This window comes from Halomonas sp. SL18_1, from assembly GCF_055755715.1.
Map to the genome: position 1 here is coordinate 713,860 of NZ_JBVTRK010000001.1, position 16,934 is coordinate 730,793.

General features: G+C 65.9%; 12 protein-coding genes and 1 pseudogene. 6 read left to right on the plus strand and 7 right to left on the minus strand.

Translation table 11 applies throughout. From position 1 onward, the window contains the following. Positions 1-4: 4 nt before the first annotated feature. From ACSJDS_RS03685 to typA, 3 genes are all read right to left on the minus strand, one after another. Positions 5-1,450 carry a sodium-dependent transporter gene (locus ACSJDS_RS03685; protein ID WP_473032152.1) on the minus strand — a complete coding sequence of 482 codons (1,446 nt, stop codon included), beginning with the start codon at positions 1,448-1,450 and terminating at the stop codon, positions 5-7. 156 nt (positions 1,451-1,606) lie between these two features. Next, a complete protein-coding gene (locus ACSJDS_RS03690) occupies positions 1,607-1,939 on the minus strand; it encodes a hypothetical protein (protein ID WP_473032153.1) in 333 nt (110 codons plus the stop codon). A gap of 108 nt (positions 1,940-2,047) precedes the next feature. Beyond that, positions 2,048-3,874: a translational GTPase TypA gene (typA, locus tag ACSJDS_RS03695; RefSeq protein WP_473032154.1), complete on the minus strand. Its 1,827-nt coding sequence runs from the start codon at positions 3,872-3,874 to the stop codon at positions 2,048-2,050. 407 nt (positions 3,875-4,281) lie between these two features. Between typA and ACSJDS_RS03700 the strand changes: the two genes are divergently transcribed. Then, positions 4,282-4,827, plus strand: a complete 546-nt coding sequence (locus ACSJDS_RS03700; protein WP_473032155.1) for a glycosyltransferase family 2 protein — start codon at positions 4,282-4,284, stop codon at positions 4,825-4,827. Between the two features lie 128 nt (positions 4,828-4,955). On the opposite strand, the gene ACSJDS_RS03705 is transcribed toward ACSJDS_RS03700, so the two are convergent. The 4 genes and pseudogenes from ACSJDS_RS03705 to ACSJDS_RS03720 form a co-directional block, all read right to left on the minus strand. Beyond that, positions 4,956-5,927: a Bug family tripartite tricarboxylate transporter substrate binding protein gene (locus tag ACSJDS_RS03705; protein WP_473032156.1), complete on the minus strand. Its 972-nt coding sequence runs from the start codon at positions 5,925-5,927 to the stop codon at positions 4,956-4,958. 176 nt (positions 5,928-6,103) lie between these two features. Next, on the minus strand, positions 6,104-7,072 hold the full coding sequence (locus tag ACSJDS_RS03710) for a tripartite tricarboxylate transporter substrate binding protein (RefSeq protein WP_473032157.1): 969 nt from the start codon (positions 7,070-7,072) through the stop codon (positions 6,104-6,106). 92 nt (positions 7,073-7,164) lie between these two features. Continuing rightward, positions 7,165-8,683 (minus strand): annotated as a pseudogene (locus tag ACSJDS_RS03715) (tripartite tricarboxylate transporter permease). 1 nt (position 8,684) lies between these two features. Then, the gene (locus ACSJDS_RS03720) at positions 8,685-9,143 is read right to left on the minus strand and encodes a hypothetical protein (protein ID WP_473032158.1); all 459 of its coding nucleotides are present in this window, start codon (positions 9,141-9,143) and stop codon (positions 8,685-8,687) included. Between the two features lie 593 nt (positions 9,144-9,736). Here ACSJDS_RS03720 and glnA point away from each other — a divergent pair. The 5 genes from glnA to ltrA all read left to right on the plus strand — a co-directional run bounded on the left by glnA (position 9,737) and on the right by ltrA (position 16,759). Continuing rightward, complete coding sequence (glnA, locus tag ACSJDS_RS03725) at positions 9,737-11,143, plus strand: glutamate--ammonia ligase (protein WP_473032159.1); 1,407 nt, start codon at positions 9,737-9,739, stop codon at positions 11,141-11,143. Positions 11,144-11,322: 179 nt separating this feature from the next. After that, positions 11,323-11,904 (plus strand): DUF4124 domain-containing protein, encoded by a 582-nt coding sequence (locus ACSJDS_RS03730; RefSeq protein WP_473032160.1) that lies wholly within the window; start codon positions 11,323-11,325, stop codon positions 11,902-11,904. A 460-nt stretch (positions 11,905-12,364) separates the two neighbouring features. Continuing rightward, positions 12,365-13,411 (plus strand): nitrogen regulation protein NR(II), encoded by a 1,047-nt coding sequence (glnL, locus tag ACSJDS_RS03735; protein ID WP_473032161.1) that lies wholly within the window; start codon positions 12,365-12,367, stop codon positions 13,409-13,411. Beyond that, complete coding sequence (gene glnG / locus ACSJDS_RS03740) at positions 13,404-14,816, plus strand: nitrogen regulation protein NR(I) (RefSeq protein WP_473032162.1); 1,413 nt, start codon at positions 13,404-13,406, stop codon at positions 14,814-14,816. The genes glnL and glnG overlap by 8 nt, the downstream gene beginning before the upstream one ends. A 647-nt stretch (positions 14,817-15,463) precedes the next feature. Then, positions 15,464-16,759, plus strand: a complete 1,296-nt coding sequence (gene ltrA / locus ACSJDS_RS03745; RefSeq protein ID WP_473032163.1) for a group II intron reverse transcriptase/maturase — start codon at positions 15,464-15,466, stop codon at positions 16,757-16,759. Positions 16,760-16,934: the final 175 nt, after the last annotated feature.

Below are 16,934 nucleotides of genomic sequence, written 5' to 3' on the forward strand. Positions count from 1 at the left end.
CGGCCTACTGCTCCTGGCTGTGGTCGATCAGGAAGGTGCGGCCGGCGGCGAAGGCTCCGACGATCACCAGCGCCCCGATGGTCGGGATCAGGTAGCCCTCGATCTGCGGAATGCTGCGCAGGAACACGAAGGCCACCGCGGCCGGGGCCACGAAGCGGACCAAAAAGCGCCAGATGGAGAACCAGGTCTCGCTGGTGCGCATCTCCTTCATGACCTCGGAGTGGGTCAGCGCCCAGCCGGCGAACAGCGCAATCAGCAGGCCGCCCAGCGGCATGAAGATATTGGTCAGCAGCTCGATAAAGTCGAAGGCACTGCGCCCGAACAGGGCGTGGAAGATCGTTCCTTCGGCGTAGAGGTTGAAGCTGACCACGGTGAGCAGCCCCAGCGCCCAGCTGGCCAGGACCATGACCGTGACCGCCTGGGGGCGGGTCAGGTCGAAGCGCTCGACCAGGAAGGCGGCCACCGGCTCGATCAGCGAGATCGAGGAGCTGATCGCCGCCCCCAGCACCAGGATGAAGAAGACCCCGCCGATCAGCGCCCCGAAGGGCATCTCGGCGAAGGCCAGCGGCAGGGTGACGAACATCAGCCCCGGGCCCTGGCCCGGGGAGAGCCCGGCGCCGAACACCAGCGAGAAGATGGCCAGCCCCGCCACCATGGCCACGGCGGTGTCGACGAAGGCCACCGCCACCGCGGTGCGGGTCAGCGAGGCCTCGCTGGACATGTAGGCGCCGTAGGCCATGATCGCGCCCATGCCGAGGCTCAGGGTGAAGAACGACTGCCCCATGGCGGCCAGCCACCCCTCGAGGCTCAGGTCGGCGATATTGAAGGTGAACAGGAAACTCGCCGCGGCGCCGAAGTCGCCGTTGGCCACGCCGTAGGCCAGCACGCCCAGCAGGATCACGAACAGTGCCGGCATGATGATGCGCAGCCCGTTCTCGATGCCCCTGTGGATGCCCATGGCGACGATCAGCCCCGAGGCGATGATGAACAGGGTGTGGTAGAGGGTCAGCAGGCCGGGGGAGGCCAGCAGGGCGTCGAAGCCGGCGCCGATGGTCTCGGCGTCGGCGCCGGACAGTGAGCCGGTGAGCATCTGCCAGGTGTAGTGGATCGCCCAGCCGGCGATCACCGAGTAGAAGCTCAGGATCAGGAACGCCGAGGCGCCGCCCAGCCAGCCGATCGACTCCCAGGCGCGGGAGGTGTTGTGGGTCCGGGTCAGGTGGCGCATGCCCATGATCGGGCTCTGACGGCTGTTGCGGCCGAGCATGGTTTCGGCGATCAGGATGGGGATCCCCACGGCGAAGATGGTCAGGGCGTAGACCAGGATGAAGGCGCCGCCGCCGTTTTCGCCGGTCAGGTAGGGGAAGCGCCACAGGTTGCCAAGCCCCACCGCCGAGCCGACCGCAGCCAGCAGGAAGGTGCCCTTGTGTGTCCAGACGTTGTGCGTGCTCATGGGGGTTCCGACGGTTTGGGTTCAGGCCTTGTGGGCCGGGTGGCCGGTTTTCAGGTAGAAAAGCCTAACTGTGCCAGATTCCGGTTGCATTGCCAGTGGTCAAGCGTTTAGGGCCCGTTGGGTGGCGCTGGTGACCGAGGGGCGCGTTCGTGGATGTCACGGGGCCTCTTCGTCGTCCTCGTCATCGCCTCGCTCCGCGGGGTGCGGTTCCAGCGCGCGGCAGGCGTCGGGCAGGCGCACGGTATCGCCCAGGGTGAGCTTGCCGCACCGTTTGCGGCGCTCGCCGGAGGTTGGGTCGATCAGCGCTACCACCTCGCCGATGCTGGTGTCGCCCACGTAGGCCTCGACGCGAATGCGGACCACGTCGCCCTGGTAGCGTGCCGAGAGGATATCGCCGGGCCCCGGGTCGCTGTGTCCCATGGGGGCCTGGGCAAAGTGGCGCATCACGCTGTCGGCGCCGGGGTCGTCCCACTCTACGTGCTGGTGCATGGCGTTGCCTCTTCGGTTGGGATCAGACGCCCAGCGTAGCGGTTTGGTCGGCGGGGCGCACACGAAAACGCCCGCCGGAGGGGCGGGCGTTGCCGGGGCCGAGGCCGCTTATTTCTTGCTGGCGCGCTTGCGCTCGTGCTCCTTGAGGAACTTCTTGCGCAGGCGGATATGGTTGGGGGTGATCTCCACCAGCTCGTCGTCGTCGAGGAACTCGATGGCCTGCTCCAGGGTGAACTTCACCGGCGGGGTCAGCACGATGTTCTCGTCGTTGCCCGAGGCACGCATGTTGTCGAGCTTCTTGCCCTTGGTGGGGTTGACCACCAGGTCGTTGGCGCGGCTGTGGATGCCGATCAGCATGCCCTCGTAGACCTCGGTGCCGTGATCGATGATCAGCTTGCCGCGATCCTGCAGGGCGTAGAGCGCATAGGCTAGGGCCTTGCCGTCCACCATGGAGACCATCACGCCGTTGCGACGCTCGATGGCGGCGTCGGGCTTGAGCGGGCCATAGTGATCGAAACGGCTGGTGAGGATGCCGGTGCCCGAGGTCAGGGTCATGAACTGGCCGCGAAAGCCGATCAGGCCGCGGGCGGGGATCATGAAGTCCAGGCGCACCCGGCCCTTGCCGTCGGGGTTCATGTTGGAGAGCTCGCCCTTGCGGTACCCCAGCTCCTCCATGATGGCGCCCTGGTGCTGCTCCTCGCAGTCGATGATCACTTCCTCGTACGGCTCCTGCTTCTCGCCGTCGATTTCGCGAATGATCACTTCCGGACGGCCCACGGCGAGCTCGAAGCCTTCGCGGCGCATGGTCTCGATCAGCACCGAAAGGTGCAGTTCGCCGCGGCCGGAGACGATGAACTTCTCCGGGCTCTCGCCCTGCTCGACCCGCAGCGCCACGTTGTGGATCAACTCCTGGTCGAGACGGTCCTTGATGTTGCGGCTGGTGACGTACTTGCCATCCTTGCCGGCGAAGGGCGAGTCGTTGACCTGGAAGGTCATGGAGACGGTGGGCTGATCCACCGACAGCGGCGGCAGGGCCTCCACGGCGTTGGGGTCGCACAGGGTGTCGGAGATCGCCAGGTCGCTGATGCCGGTGATGCAGACGATATCGCCGGCGGTGGCCTGCTCGGTCTGCACCCGCTCCAGGCCCATGTGGGTCATTACCTGGCCGACCTTGCCCTTGCGGGTGGCGCCGTCGGTGCCGACCACTACCACCTGCTGGTTAGGCTGCACCGCGCCGCGCTTGATGCGGCCCAGGCCGATGACGCCCACGTAGCTGTTGTAGTCCAGCGCCGAGATCTGCATCTGGAAGGGGCCGTCGATCTCCACCTTGGGCGGCTCGACGATGTCGACGATGGCCTGGAACATGGGGCTCATGTCCTCGGCCAGCTCTTCCGGCTCGGGACCGGCGATGCCGTTGAGCGCCGAACAGTAGATGATCGGGAAGTCGAGCTGCTCGTCACTGGCGCCCAGGTTGTCGAACAGATCGAAGATCTGGTCGATGACCCAGTCGGGCCGCGCGCCGGGGCGGTCGATCTTGTTGACCACCACGATGGGCTTCAAGCCCTGGTCGAAGGCCTTCTGGGTGACGAAACGGGTCTGCGGCATGGGGCCGTCCACGGCGTCCACCAGCAGCAGCACCGAGTCGACCATGGACATCACGCGCTCCACCTCGCCGCCGAAGTCGGCGTGTCCTGGCGTGTCGACGATATTGATGTGGAAGTCGCGGCCGTTGCCGTCTCGCCAGCGGATCGCGGTGTTCTTGGCCAGGATGGTGATGCCGCGTTCCTTTTCCTGGTCGTTGGAGTCCATGATGCGCTCCTGCCCCTCGGCCTTGCGGTCCAGGGTGCCGGACTGGCTGAGGAGCTTGTCGACCAGGGTGGTCTTGCCGTGGTCGACGTGAGCGATGATGGCGATGTTGCGAAGATTCTCGATCACGACGCGATCCTGCTGGGAAAAAGTGGGGACGCATTATAGGGGCTGGGGCGCTGCGGCTTCCACCTTTACCGGTGCCACGCGGGCGGTTTTACGAGCCTCCGGCGCCCGGCTCACGCCGGTTGCCCCGGGCTTGGCGCCGCACCGCCTTGATTTAACAGCGCTAAGTGCCGCCAGGGGGTAAGCGACGCTGCAGGAACCGGCGTGGCACATCCAGGCTTCGGTAAGCCGGGTTGCCAGTATTTTACAGGGGGAAGCTGAGAGGGCGGACAATAGGAATTTCAACCCTCTCTTCATTGATACTTTTTCAAACCTGGAGATACACTGAACTTACACTGTAGCCGGTGGCCGGCTGCGGGTTGAACCGGTGAGCGCCATGCATGGCGGTCGCCCTGGGAGCTCGACTGACCATGCCTACTTGCAGCATCGTCCTGGATGCTCGCCTTTCGGGCGCTCGGCTGCCTCGCCAGCTGGGGACCCTGCACAAAGCCATGCGCCAGTGGAACCAGCAGGGCGCGGTGGAGCTATTGGTGGTCGATGACACCAACGATGCGCGGCTCTCCAGCCTGACCCAGCGCTACGGCGTGCGGCTGCTGTTCGTCGACGCCATGGCGCTGGGCAGTCGGCTCAATGCGAGCGTATCGAGCAGCACCGGTGAGATCCTGATCTTTCCAGGGGCGGCCATCGACCTTTCGCCCGAGTGGCTGGCCGATCTGGTCAGCGGCCGCCGCTCTCAGGACTGGGATGCGGCGGTGCTATCGGCGCCACGGGCGCGCTCGCTGCCGCTGCTGTGGCGTCTGCTGCGCCGCCCTTCCCTGGTCGACGCCTTCTGCGTGACCCGCAGCTGGTTCGAGCGTATCGGCGGCTTCGATCCCGGTCTCGAGGCCGAGGCGCTGCCCGAGCTGCTTGGCCGCCTGCGCGCCTGCCAGGCTCGGGTCGCCAGCGGCGAGACCTGAGGTCCAACGCCGAGGCGTGCTCCCCGGCGGTCAGGTGCTGTCGCCCAATGCCGTTTCTCCAGCCCCTCAAGACCGCGCCCGCCATATCGGCGGGCGCGGCTGGGCATGGCTGAAGGACCGAGCCAGGCTCAGTCGTCTTCCGGTACGCCGCCCATCTCTTCGAGCAGCTGACGGTAGTTCTCGGACTGGGCGAAGAGCATCTCGGTGGCCACGCTTTCGTCGCGGAAGTGCACCGGCATCAGGATGCGCTCCTCGGTGATCTCGATGAAGCGCTCATCCTGGGTGGCTGCCTCCAGAGCCTCGGAGAGGCGCTCGACGTGGGCGTCCGGGGTGTTCTTGGGCACTACCACCACGCGGAAGTCGGAGGTATCGATATCGTAGCCGGCTTCCATCACGGTCGGCGCGTCCGGGAAGGCGAACAGCCGCTCGCCGTCCATGCCCAGCAGTACCGGCATCTCGCCGGTATCGGCATAGCCGGAGTGGGTGCCGCCGCTGTAGGCAAAGTCCACGTCGCCGGAGAGGATCAGCGGGGCCATGCCGGCGCCGCCGGAGGTGGGTACGATGCGCAGGTCGAGGCCCTCCTGCTCCATGATGTACTCGATCACCAGGCGATCCAGGGCGTGCTGGGTGGCATAGCTGGTGCCCGGGTTCTCGCGGGCATAGTCGAGCAGGTCTTCCCAGCTGTCGCCGAAGGGGCGGTCTTCACCGGTGACGATGGCGTGCTGGACGGTGGTGATGCTGGCGACGTAGCGGAAGTCGTCCAGGGTGAATTCGGTGTCGTGGGCGTGGGGAGCGAAGGTGAGGGTGCCGTTGGTGCCCGCGTAGACGAAGGTGTGCCCCTCATCCTGGTTATGCATCAGCCGCGTCAGTGCCACCGCACCGCCGGCGCCGGGCTGGTTGACCACGTTGACCGGCTGGCCGAGGTTTTCCTCGAGCACGTTGGCCAGCACCCGGGCCTGAATATCGGTGCTGCCGCCGGCGCCGAAGCCGACCACCAGGGTCAGCGGCTTGGAGGGAAAGTCGTCGGCCTGGGCCTGGCCGGCGAGGCCGAAGGCCATGGCGGCGGAGAGAACAGCGGTGCTCAGCAGCTTCATTTTCATTGTTGGACCTCAGTGGTGTCGTGGCACCTGCGGGTGTCGCGAGATGCCGGATCGGCGAGTGCGGGGCCGGGTTGGCCCCGCGTGTCGAGTCGCCGTTTCAGGTCGCCTGCCGGGGTGTCCGCCAGGCGATCGGAAGCGAAGGACGCTTCGTGCTACGTCCGACAGGCGCGTCGGGATTACTCGGCGCCGGGCAGGCCGCCCAGCTCCTCGAGCAGCGCCTTGTAGCCCTCGACCTGGTCGGCGAGGGTCTGGGTGACCTCGTCCTCGGGCATCCAGGTCACCGGCATCAGGATGCGCTCCTCGGTGACTTCGATGAAGCGCTCGTCCTCGGTGGCCGCCTTCAGCGCCTCGGCGAGGCGCTCGACGTGGGCGTCCGGGGTGTCCTTGGGCACCATGGCCACGCGGATCTCGGCGGCGTTGATGTCGTAGCCGGCCTCCTGAAGGGTGGGGGCGTCCGGGTAGGCCACCAGGCGATCCTCGGCCAGGCTCAGCAGCACCGGCATCTCGCCGGTCTCGGCGTAGCCGGAGTGGGTGCCGCCGCTGTAGGCGAAGTCCACGTCGCCGGAGAGGATTAGCGGGGCCATGCCGGCGCCGCCGGAGGTGGGCACGATACGCAGGTCGAGCCCTTCGCGCTGGGCGATGTACTCGATGATCATGCGGTCCAGCGCGGTCTGGTTGGCGTAGCTGGTGCCCGGGTTCTCGCGGGCGTACTCCACCAGGTCGTCCCAGCTGTCACCAAAGGGGCGGTTCTCGCCGGTGACCAGGGCCGATTGGCCCAGGGTCACGCCGGCCACATAGCGGAAATCATCCAGATCGTAGGTGGTCTCGGTGGAGAGCGGCCCGAAGGTGATGGTCATGGAGGTGCCGAAGACGAAGGTGTAGCCCTCGTCGGTGCTGTTGGCCAGGCGCGCCAGGGCCACGCCGCCGCCGGCGCCGGGCTGGTTGACCACGTTGACCGGCTGGCCGAGCTCCTCGGTCATGATGTCGGCCAGCACCCGGGCCTGGATGTCGGTGCTGCCGCCGGCGCCCCAGCCGACCACCAGGGTCAGCGGCTTGGACGGGAAGTCGTCGGCCTGGACCTGGGCGGCGGCGCCGAGGGCCACGGCGGCGGAGAGGACGGCAGTGCTCAGCAGTTTTATCTTCATGTTAGGAACCTCGTTGGTGGCGTTGTTGTGGGGTTGTGCTGCGTTGGCCCTGGGGCCGTGGTAACAGCCGGCCCGGTGGCCGGCCAAGGGGGTCACACCGACTTGGCCTTGTGCCTGGCCTGCATCCAGCGCCGATAGCTGCTCCAGCCCAGGTGCAGCACCATCAGCACCGTGAACACGACGAAGGCCAGGGCGATGGGGCGCTCGAGCAGGATGCCGATCTCGCCGCCGGAGAGGATCACCGACTGGCGCAGGTTCATCTCCAGCATGGGGGTGACGATGAAGGCGACCAGGAAGGTCACGAAGGAGTAGTCGAACTTCTTCAGGAAGTAGCCGAAGATCGCGAAGACGAAGACGGTGATCAGCCCGAAGGTGCCGTAGCCCTGTACCTGGATGCCGGCCAGGCAGAGGAAGATCACCACCGAGATCACGATATGCGGTGGGACGCTGGTGACCCGGGCGAAGAGGCGCAGGCCGTACCAGCCCACGGCCAGCATCAGCAGGCTCGCCACGATCATCCCCGAGAACAGCGTGAACAGCATCTCGGGGTGGTCACGCAGCATCAGCGGTCCCACCTGGATGCCGTGGATCATGAAGGCGCCGACCAGCAGGGCGGCCGAGACGCTGCCGGGAATGCCCAGGCCGAACAGTGGAATGTAGCTGGCGGGAATCACCGCGTTGTCGGAGGCCTCGGCGGCGGCGATGCCGTTGGGGTTGCCCTTGCCGAAGCTGTCCGGGTCCTTGGCGGTCCGCTTGGCCAGGCCGTAGGCCATGAAGGCCCCCACCGAGGGGCCCAGCCCCGGCAGGGCGCCGACGAAGGCGCCCACCCCGGTGCTCTTGAAGATGGTCGGCAGGGTGCCCTTGAACTCCCGGTAGGAGAGGTCGTCGTCGGTATTCTTGCCCAGCTTGATGACGCTGGCGTCCTTGTTGCGGCGATACTCCTCAAGCTGCACGAACATCTCGGCCAGCGCCAGGGTGCCGATCACCAGGGGCAGGATCGGCACGCCCTCCATCAGCTCGGTATAGCCGAAGGTGAGGCGCATGGCGCCGGTCTCGGGGTCGAGGCCCACGGTGCCGAGGATCACCCCCATGCCGCCGGCGGCCAGGCCCTTGAGGAAGGAGCCCCCGCCATGCCGGCGATGAACACCAGGGCGAAGATCAGGATGGCGGTCAGCTCGTAGGGGCCGAACTTGAGCGCCACCGAGGCGAAGGGGATGGCGACCGCGATCAGCAGCAGGGTGGCCAGCAGGTCGCCGATCACCGAGGCGAGCAGGCCCACCTTGAGGGCCTTGCGCGGCTTGCCGGAGCTGGCCATGGGGTAGCCGTCCAGGCAGGTGGCCGCCGAGGAGGGTTCCCCGGGGTGTTGAGCAAGATGGCCGAGACCGCGCTGCCGGCGGCGGTGCCCTTGGAGAGGCCGATCAGAAAGGCGATGGCGGCGTAGGCCGACATGTAGAAGGTCAGCGGGATGGCGATGGCGATGGCCACAGCCCGGTTGAGCCCCGGGATCACGCCGACGATATAACCGAGCAGCACCCCGCCGAGGATGATGGCGATGGACTCGTAGTGGAAGGCGGCGGCGAAGGAGCCGAGGATGGCGTCGAATCCGATCATGTCATACCACTCCGATGCGCATCAGGTGGGCCGTGAGGCCATAGAGGCCGGCGGTGGGGACGGCGGCGGTCAACACCACCACGTACCAGCGGCGTTCGCCGAGCAGCAGCAGCAGGCCGCCGATCAGGGCCGGCGCCACCCAGGTCAACGGGAAGCGGTCGATCAAGGCGATGAAACCGAGCACATACAGAAACGGCCACGCCTGGTGCCAGAGGTGGCCGAGATCGGGAAGGATGGCGAAGGGCTCGCCGCGGCGCTTCAGGGCGATGGCGCTTACCACCGTCAGGGTGATGGAGCAGCCGAGGATTAGCCAGGCGCCGAGGGTGGCCAGCCGCTGGGGTTGAAGCCCGAAGGCGAAGCCGCTGCCGCCGTAGGTGGGAATGATCCAGGTCAGCAGCACCACCGTCACGGCGGCAACGCCTAGCCCGGACCAGAAATTCTTACGTGGCATATCAGTCATGTGAGTCTGTTGTTGGAAGTTGTCGTTGTGGGTGGCGGGCCGATGCGGCCAATGGCGCGGATGAAGTAGCGCTTTTTATTGGATATCAGCTTGATGAAATGCTGATTTGCTACGTATCGCGGTAGCGATGGACGGTATCCTCTGCTCGATACCCTCTCAAACCCCGGATTAAACGAAAACTTAACGATGCTGCTTGACCGCTGCCGTTGACCTGTCGCCCAAGATGTACTTGCTCTACGGCGTGGCAGCGCCTGAAGAATCTGCACGAAGATAGTGCATTTTTGCGTTTTGGGAACTTTTTTGGTGCATTTGCCGGGGGTTAGGGAGGCGCTGGCGGCAGCGATTTTTTCCAGGCGCTCTTTGGGTGCACGGCAGAAGAGAGAAATACCGATTGCTTTTCAAGTGGTTGGCTGGTTGTCCGTCACTCTTGGTGCGATGTTGGCACGTTGTCTGCATTGTATTGGGCAGCGCCATGTTCGTGCATGGTGGTCGTGGGCAGCCGGCCTGCGGCGTGCTACAACATTTGCTGGGACGAACCAGCGCCAGTGGATCACTCGCCAACGAATCGAGCCTAGGCTCAAACGGAGGACAGCATGTCAGCCAAGACTCTCGCCCTGATTGAAGAACATGATGTGAAATGGGTGGACCTGCGTTTCACCGATACCAAGGGCAAGGAACAGCACGTCACCATTCCCGCGCGTGACATCGATGAAGAGTTCTTCGAGAACGGCCAGATGTTCGACGGCTCCTCCATCTCCGGCTGGAAGGGGATCAACGAGTCGGACATGATCCTGCGTCCGGAAGACGGTACCGGTTTCCTCGACCCGTTTACCGAGGATGCCACCCTGGTGCTGCGCTGCGACATCATCGAGCCGGCCACCATGCAGGGCTACGAGCGTGACCCGCGCTCCATCGCCAAGCGCGCCGAAGCCTACCTGCAGTCCAGCGGCCTGGGCGACACCGCCTTCTTCGGCCCGGAGCCGGAGTTCTTCATCTTCGACGAGGTGCACTGGAAGGCCGATATCGAAGGCGCCATGTACAAGATCACCTCCGAGGAGGGTGCCTGGTCCACCGACCGCCAGGTCGAAGGCGGTAACCTGGGCCACCGTCCGCGGGTCAAAGGCGGCTACTTCCCGGTGCCTCCCGTGGACAGCTTCCACGATATCCGTGGCGCCATGTGCAACACCCTGGAGGCCATCGGCCAGACCGTCGAGGTGCACCACCACGAGGTGTCCAACGCCGGCCAGAACGAGATCGGCGTCAAGTTCAACACCCTGGTGAAGAAGGCCGACGAGCTGCAGGAGATGAAGTACGTGGTCCACAACGTGGCTCACGCCTACGGCAAGACCGCCACCTTCATGCCCAAGCCGCTGGTGGGTGACAACGGCTCCGGCATGCACGTCCACCAGTCGTTCTGGAAGGATGGCGTCAACCAGTTCGCCGGTGACGAGTACGCCGGGCTCTCCGAGATGGCGCTCTACTACATCGGCGGCATCATCAAGCACGCCCGTGCCCTGAACGCCTTCACCAACGCCTCCACCAACTCCTACAAGCGTCTGGTGCCTGGCTTCGAGGCGCCGGTGATGCTGGCCTACAGCGCCCGCAACCGCTCCGCCTCCATTCGTATCCCCTATACCGCGAGCCCCAAGGGCAAGCGCATCGAGGCCCGCTTCCCGGACCCGACCGCCAACCCCTACCTGTGCTTCGCGGCGATGCTGATGGCCGGTATCGACGGCATCAAGAACAAGATCCATCCCGGCGACGCCATGGACAAGAACCTGTATGACCTGCCGCCGGAAGAGGGCAAGGCCGTGCCCACCGTGGCTGAGAGCCTTGACCAGGCGCTGGCCTCCCTGGACGCCGATCGTGGCTTCCTCACCGAGGGTGGCGTGTTCACCGACGAGATGATCGATGCCTATATCGAGCTGAAGATGGAAGACGTCGAGCGCCTGCGCATGACCACCCATCCGGTCGAATTCGACCTGTACTACAGCTGCTGAGGCGGACGGCCGCCCCAGGGGCGGCCGCACCGTACCTGCATGGGGTTCCACCACGGTGGAACCCCTTTTTGTCGTACACTCTCCAAGGAGAAGGCGCCGGTCAGGCGTGGCGAAGGCGGCCAAGAGAGTCGGCGAGGCGTCGGCTGCCGGCGTGGAGAGCGACGAAGAGGACTTCCGGTATGAGCAAGGCGTTGGCGTGTCTGGCCCTGGGGCTGATGATGATGGCCACATCGGCGCTGGCCACTACCATCTATCGCACCACCGATGCCCAGGGCAACGTGACCTTTACCGACCAGCCGGATCGTGGCGGCGAGCAGGTGGAACTGGCGCCCCTGACGGCGGTGCCCTCGCGGGGCGAGGTGCGACGGACGGAGCCGGAGCGGGTGGAGAGCCGCGAGGCGCCGCGTCGCGACCGGGCCCCGGGGCAGCCCTTTATGCCCTATGATACCTTCCGCATCGTTTCGCCGGAGCACGAAGAGACCTTGCCCACCGGCTACGCCGGGGATGTCGCGGTGGAGCTGGCCATCGAGCCGGCGCTTCGCGAAGACCATCAGGTGCGGCTGCTGGTCGGCGGCGAGGTCAGCCAGTCGGCCATGCATACCAGCGCCTTCATGCTTACCGGCCTCTACCGCGGCGAGCATGTGCTGCAGGCCGAGCTGCTGGACGCCAGCGGCGAGGTGCGCCACCGCACCGAGCCGGTGACTCTCTATGTGCAGCGCGCCAGCGTCAACCTGCCCCAGAATCCCAACCGCCCGGATTAGCTCGCCTCTCGCCGGGCACCCCCGCCGCTGTGCCCGGACGGCACTCCCAGGCCCTGTCGCGACAAGCCGCGCGATGAAGGCCGCGATGAGGCCGAAGCGGCAGAAGGCGGGCCCGCGGCGCGCTTCCGGGAGCAGCGCCGTCGCGACGGGCCATCGCTCGAGCGCCACCTGTTTCGCGACCCTTGAGCGGGACGGCGTGTCCGACAGAGGTGCCGTATCAGGGCAGTGCTCTTCTCACTGCTGTGCACCCGCCCTGATGGTGCACTATCTTGGTGCAATCGCCTCGGGTGTGAGAGCACCGAAACGGCGCCGGGCCGCGGAAATGCTGGTTGGCGCGCTTCTTGCTTCTTTCAGGTTGAGTGCCGGCGCCCTTGCAGAGCAGCGCCGCGCCAGTTGCCGCTTCATGATTGCCCGGGGAGGCACGAAGTGGGTGCAAGCCTCTATTCAAGGATTGGCCACCATGTACCAACGCCTGATGGAACATCTCACCACCTCGGTGCTGCTGCTCGATGACGGCCTGCGGCTGAGCTGGATGAATCCGGCCGCCGAGGCCCTGCTGGCGGTCAGCCTGGGGCGGGTCACGGGGGTGCCGCTGTCGTCATTGGCCGCCGACGACGATGGCATGGTGGCGGTGCTGGCCAAGGCCCGCGATGCGTTTCATCCCTTCACCCAGCGTGAGGTCAGGCTGACTCTGGTCACCGGCGCCACGCTCACCGTCGACTATACGGTAACGCCGCTGTCTGCCAGCGAGCTGCTGGTGGAGATGGAGCCTCGCGACCGGCTGCTGCGCATCTCCCGGGAGGAGGCGCTGCTCAATCGTCAGGAGGCGATTAAGGTACTCTCCCGCGGGCTCGCCCACGAGGTGAAGAACCCGCTGGGCGGCATTCGCGGTGCCGCTCAGCTACTCGAGCGGGACCTGCACGACCCGGCGCTGGCCGAGTTCACCCATATCATCATCGAGGAGGTCGACCGGCTGCGGGACCTGGTGGATTCGATGCTGGGTCCGAATCGGCTGGCGCGCCATGAGTCGCTCAACGTCCACAAGGTGCTTGAGCGAGTGCGTGCTCTGCTGATCGCCGAGACGCCCGAGGTGCAGATCAGCCGCGACTACGATCCCAGTCTGCCGGACTTTCCCGGCGACGAGGCGCAGATGATCCAGGCCGTGCTCAACGTGGCTCGCAACGCCGTGGAGGCCATGGCCGCGGCGGGAACCGAGGCGCCCTGCCTGCAGCTGCGGACCCGGGCGCGCCGCCAGTTCACGCTTGGCGCCGAGCGGCACCGCCTGGTCTGCGAAGTGGCTCTAATCGACAACGGCCCCGGCATTCCCCAGGAGCTGCAGGAAACCCTCTTCTATCCCATGGTATCGGGCCGGGCCGACGGCAGCGGGCTGGGGCTGTCCATCGCCCAGGGCATTCTGCATCAGCACCAGGGGCTGATCGAATGCGACTCACGGCCCGGCCACACCGAATTTCGACTACTGATTCCGCTGGAGAAGCGCCATGACTGATGTCGCACGCGTGGTGATTGTCGACGACGATCGCGCCATTCGCTGGGTGCTGGAGCGTGCCCTGGCCCAGCCCGATCTCGAGGTCGAGAGCATCGAGCGCGCCGACAAGGCCTTGGGACGTCTGCTGGACGACCCGCCGGACGTGCTGGTCACCGATATCCGCATGCCCGGCATCGATGGGCTCGACCTGATGTCGCGGGTCCGCGAAGCGCATCCCGACCTGCCGGTGATCGTGATGACCGCCCACTCCGATCTGGACAGCGCCGTGGCCTCCTATCAGGGTGGGGCCTTCGAATACCTGCCCAAGCCCTTCGACGTGGATGAGGCCCTGGCGCTGGTGCGGCGCGCCGTGGCCCACGCCCGTGAGCGCAAGCGGCCGGTCAGCGTGCCCGAAGGCCTGGACGCCGAGATCATCGGCGAGGCGCCGGCCATGCAGGAGGTGTTTCGCGCCATCGGCCGACTGTCGCATTCGCATATCACCGTGCTGATCAACGGCGAGTCGGGCACCGGCAAGGAGCGGGTCGCCCGGGCGCTGCACCAGCATAGTCCGCGGACAGGCCGGCCGTTCATCGCCCTGAACATGGCCGCGATTCCCCGCGACCTAATCGAGTCGGAGCTGTTCGGCCATGAGAAGGGCGCCTTCACGGGTGCCACCGCCCAGCGCCAGGGGCGCTTCGAGCAGGCCGATGGCGGCACCCTCTTCCTCGATGAGATCGGCGACATGCCTGCCGAGACCCAGACGCGGCTGCTGCGGGTGCTGGCCGACGGCGAGTTCTACCGCGTGGGCGGGCACACCCCGGTAAAGGTGGACGTGCGGATCATTGCCGCGACCCACCAGAACCTGGAGATCCTGGTGGAGGATGGCCGCTTTCGCGAGGACCTCTTCCACCGCCTCAACGTGATTCGGGTGCACCTGCCCAAGCTGGCCGAACGGCGCGAGGACATCCCGCGCCTGGCCCGCCATTTCCTGGTCGAGGCGGCCAAGGAGCTTGCCACCGACGTTAAGGTGCTGACCGCCGACGCCGAGGCGCATCTGACTCGTCTGCCGTGGCCCGGCAACGTGCGCCAGCTGGAGAATACCTGCCGCTGGCTGACGGTAATGGCTTCGGGCCGCGAGGTGCTGGTGGAGGACCTGCCCCCCGAGCTGCGCGAGCCCGAGGCCGTGGACGGCGTCAGTGGCGACTGGCGCACCGCCTTTCGCCACTGGGCGGACCGTGCCCTGGCCGCGGGCCATACCCACCTGCTGGAAGAAGCGGTGCCGGACTTCGAACGCATCCTGATCGAGACGGCGCTCAAGCACACCGGCGGGCGCAAGGGCGAGGCCGCCGAGCTGCTGGGCTGGGGACGCAATACGCTGACGCGAAAGCTCAAGACGCTGCTGCCGGCGTTGGCGGATGGCGAGTAAAGAAGGGCTCTTCGCACTTTAGAGTGAACATGTTTGCCAGGTTCTATGGTGGGAGGCCGGCTCTGCCGGGCGAAGGCGCCGCAGGCGCCCATGGGTAGCGCTGCGCGCTACTTCGCGAGCTGAAGCTCCCTCCCAGTGCGCCCGAGAAGGCGTGCACACAGTGCGGTGAGAGTCCGCATCGGGGTAAGCCATGGCCCCGTAGCCAAAGGTAACTGCGTCGTCGCGAGGCGGGGTGGGAAGCAACCGGAGGCGAACTGGCGGTCCGTAGGATGACGAACTCGATTCGGCCGGGTCAGGTGGCGAGCTCGCTGGGAGATAGCGAAGCCTGAAACTCACCCGTCGCGCTGGTATGGCGGACAAAGCGACGACGGGACCTGCCAGGTGGTTGGAGGCGGAACGTCAGGAAGGGTGTACGAGATAAACGGGGAGACCTGGCAGCCGAGGTGACAGCGGCCAGGAGTCAGAGCCTTCATAGTACCGGCGTGCGGATCACGCCCTGGCCACGGCTCATCCCGGCGAAAGCCGGGATCGAGAGATGCTGGAGCGCGGACTCTGCCTACCGCCAAGGCGCCGCACAGGAGGCGCAGAGAACAGAACCTGCGCCGAGGGAAGGGAGGCAGGAAGATGGATGCGAGAGACGACCAGAGATGAGCGAACGCGACAGCACAGCATCGACAGTGCCCCACGATGGGGCTAAACAAGATGCGTCAACACCCGCCACGATGGCAGGGATTGACCGCTCGATCTGGACGGACCGCATGTTGGCGGCGCTGGATAACGGCGTCAAAGGACGTAAGTGGTTCAGTCTGATCGACAAGGTATACCGCTCGTCGACCCTGGTCAGTGCCTGGCTGCAGGTCTACCGCAACCAGGGAGCGGCGGGTGTCGATCGGCAAAGCGTGTCCCGCTTTGCGTCGCAGGCCGAACGCTACCTTGAGGAGCTCCAGGCCGACCTGGCAGCGGGGTGTTACCGCCCGCAAGCGGTGCGACGCGTCGAGATCCCCAAGGGCAACGGCAAGATGCGCCCGCTGGGCATTCCGACCGTCAAGGACCGTATTGTCCAGGCAGCGGTCAAGCGCGTGATCGAACCGATCTTCGAGCATGAGTTCCTGCCGATGAGCTACGGCTTCCGGCCGGGCAGAGGCTGCAAGGATGCCTTACGAGACGTTGATGAGGCGCTCAAGGCGGGCATGACCTGGGTGGTGGATGCGGATCTGCAAGGCTATTTCGATAGCATCCCGCACGACCGCCTGATGGCCCGCGTCGAGGGACGGATCAGCGACGGTCGACTGCTGGCCTTGCTACGAAGCTGGTTGAGCCAGGATATTGTCAGCGACATGAGCCGATGGACCCCCACGTCAGGGACGCCACAAGGAGTGATCATCAGCCCCTTGTTGGCGAACGTCTACCTGCATCCGCTGGACCAGGAAGTGACACAGCACGGCTACCGTATGGTGCGGTATGCCGATGACTTCGTCATTCTCTGCCACAGTGAGCAGGAGGCCCGACAAGCCCTGGCCCACGTACAGGAATGGGTGGCGGCGAATGGCCTGACCCTGCACCCTGACAAGACCCACGTCGGCGATTGCCGGCAGAAGGGACAGGGTTTCGACTTCCTAGGCTACCGCTTCGAGGCGGGCAGGCGCTGGGTGCGTAAGAAGAGCCTCAAGGCGTTCAAGGACAAGGTGAGAAGCAAGACGCGGCGGACGGAAGGCAAGAGCTTGCGGCACGTCATTGCCTCGCTGAACCCCATGCTGAGAGGCTGGTTCGGCTACTTCCAGCATGCCTATCGGACGACGTTCCGGCCTCTGGATGGCTTCATTCGTCGACGTCTTCGGGCCATGCTGCGCAAGCAGGAGAAGCGCCCGGGCGTGGTAACACCCGGTCGGACACATGGCGCTGGTCGAATACGTTCTTCGCGACCGCAGGGCTCTTCACCCTAGCCGGAGCCTGGCGGTACGCGAGCCAATCCCGATGAGGAAAACCATCGACTGGAGAGCCGTGTGCGGGAGAACCGCACGCACGGTTCGGAGGGCGGGGAGGGCACAGCCCTTCCCGACCCCTATCATAGCCTGTTCACGCCAGTCTGCGATGAACCTAAAGAAGAGGGGGCCGCAA

What these genes read in the sequence shown, in the direction of transcription:
- ACSJDS_RS03720 (WP_473032158.1), bottom strand. Translation starts at nt 9,143, where the DNA reads ATGACTGATATGCCACGTAAGAATTTCTGGTCCGGGCTAGGCGTTGCC.
- ACSJDS_RS03730 (WP_473032160.1), top strand. Translation starts at nt 11,323, where the DNA reads ATGAGCAAGGCGTTGGCGTGTCTGGCCCTGGGGCTGATGATGATGGCC.
- ACSJDS_RS03685 (WP_473032152.1), bottom strand. Translation starts at nt 1,450, where the DNA reads ATGAGCACGCACAACGTCTGGACACACAAGGGCACCTTCCTGCTGGCT.
- ACSJDS_RS03690 (WP_473032153.1), bottom strand. Translation starts at nt 1,939, where the DNA reads ATGCACCAGCACGTAGAGTGGGACGACCCCGGCGCCGACAGCGTGATG.
- glnG (WP_473032162.1), top strand. Translation starts at nt 13,404, where the DNA reads ATGACTGATGTCGCACGCGTGGTGATTGTCGACGACGATCGCGCCATT.
- glnA (WP_473032159.1), top strand. Translation starts at nt 9,737, where the DNA reads ATGTCAGCCAAGACTCTCGCCCTGATTGAAGAACATGATGTGAAATGG.
- ltrA (WP_473032163.1), top strand. Translation starts at nt 15,464, where the DNA reads ATGAGCGAACGCGACAGCACAGCATCGACAGTGCCCCACGATGGGGCT.
- ACSJDS_RS03710 (WP_473032157.1), bottom strand. Translation starts at nt 7,072, where the DNA reads ATGAAGATAAAACTGCTGAGCACTGCCGTCCTCTCCGCCGCCGTGGCC.
- glnL (WP_473032161.1), top strand. Translation starts at nt 12,365, where the DNA reads ATGTACCAACGCCTGATGGAACATCTCACCACCTCGGTGCTGCTGCTC.
- ACSJDS_RS03700 (WP_473032155.1), top strand. Translation starts at nt 4,282, where the DNA reads ATGCCTACTTGCAGCATCGTCCTGGATGCTCGCCTTTCGGGCGCTCGG.
- ACSJDS_RS03705 (WP_473032156.1), bottom strand. Translation starts at nt 5,927, where the DNA reads ATGAAAATGAAGCTGCTGAGCACCGCTGTTCTCTCCGCCGCCATGGCC.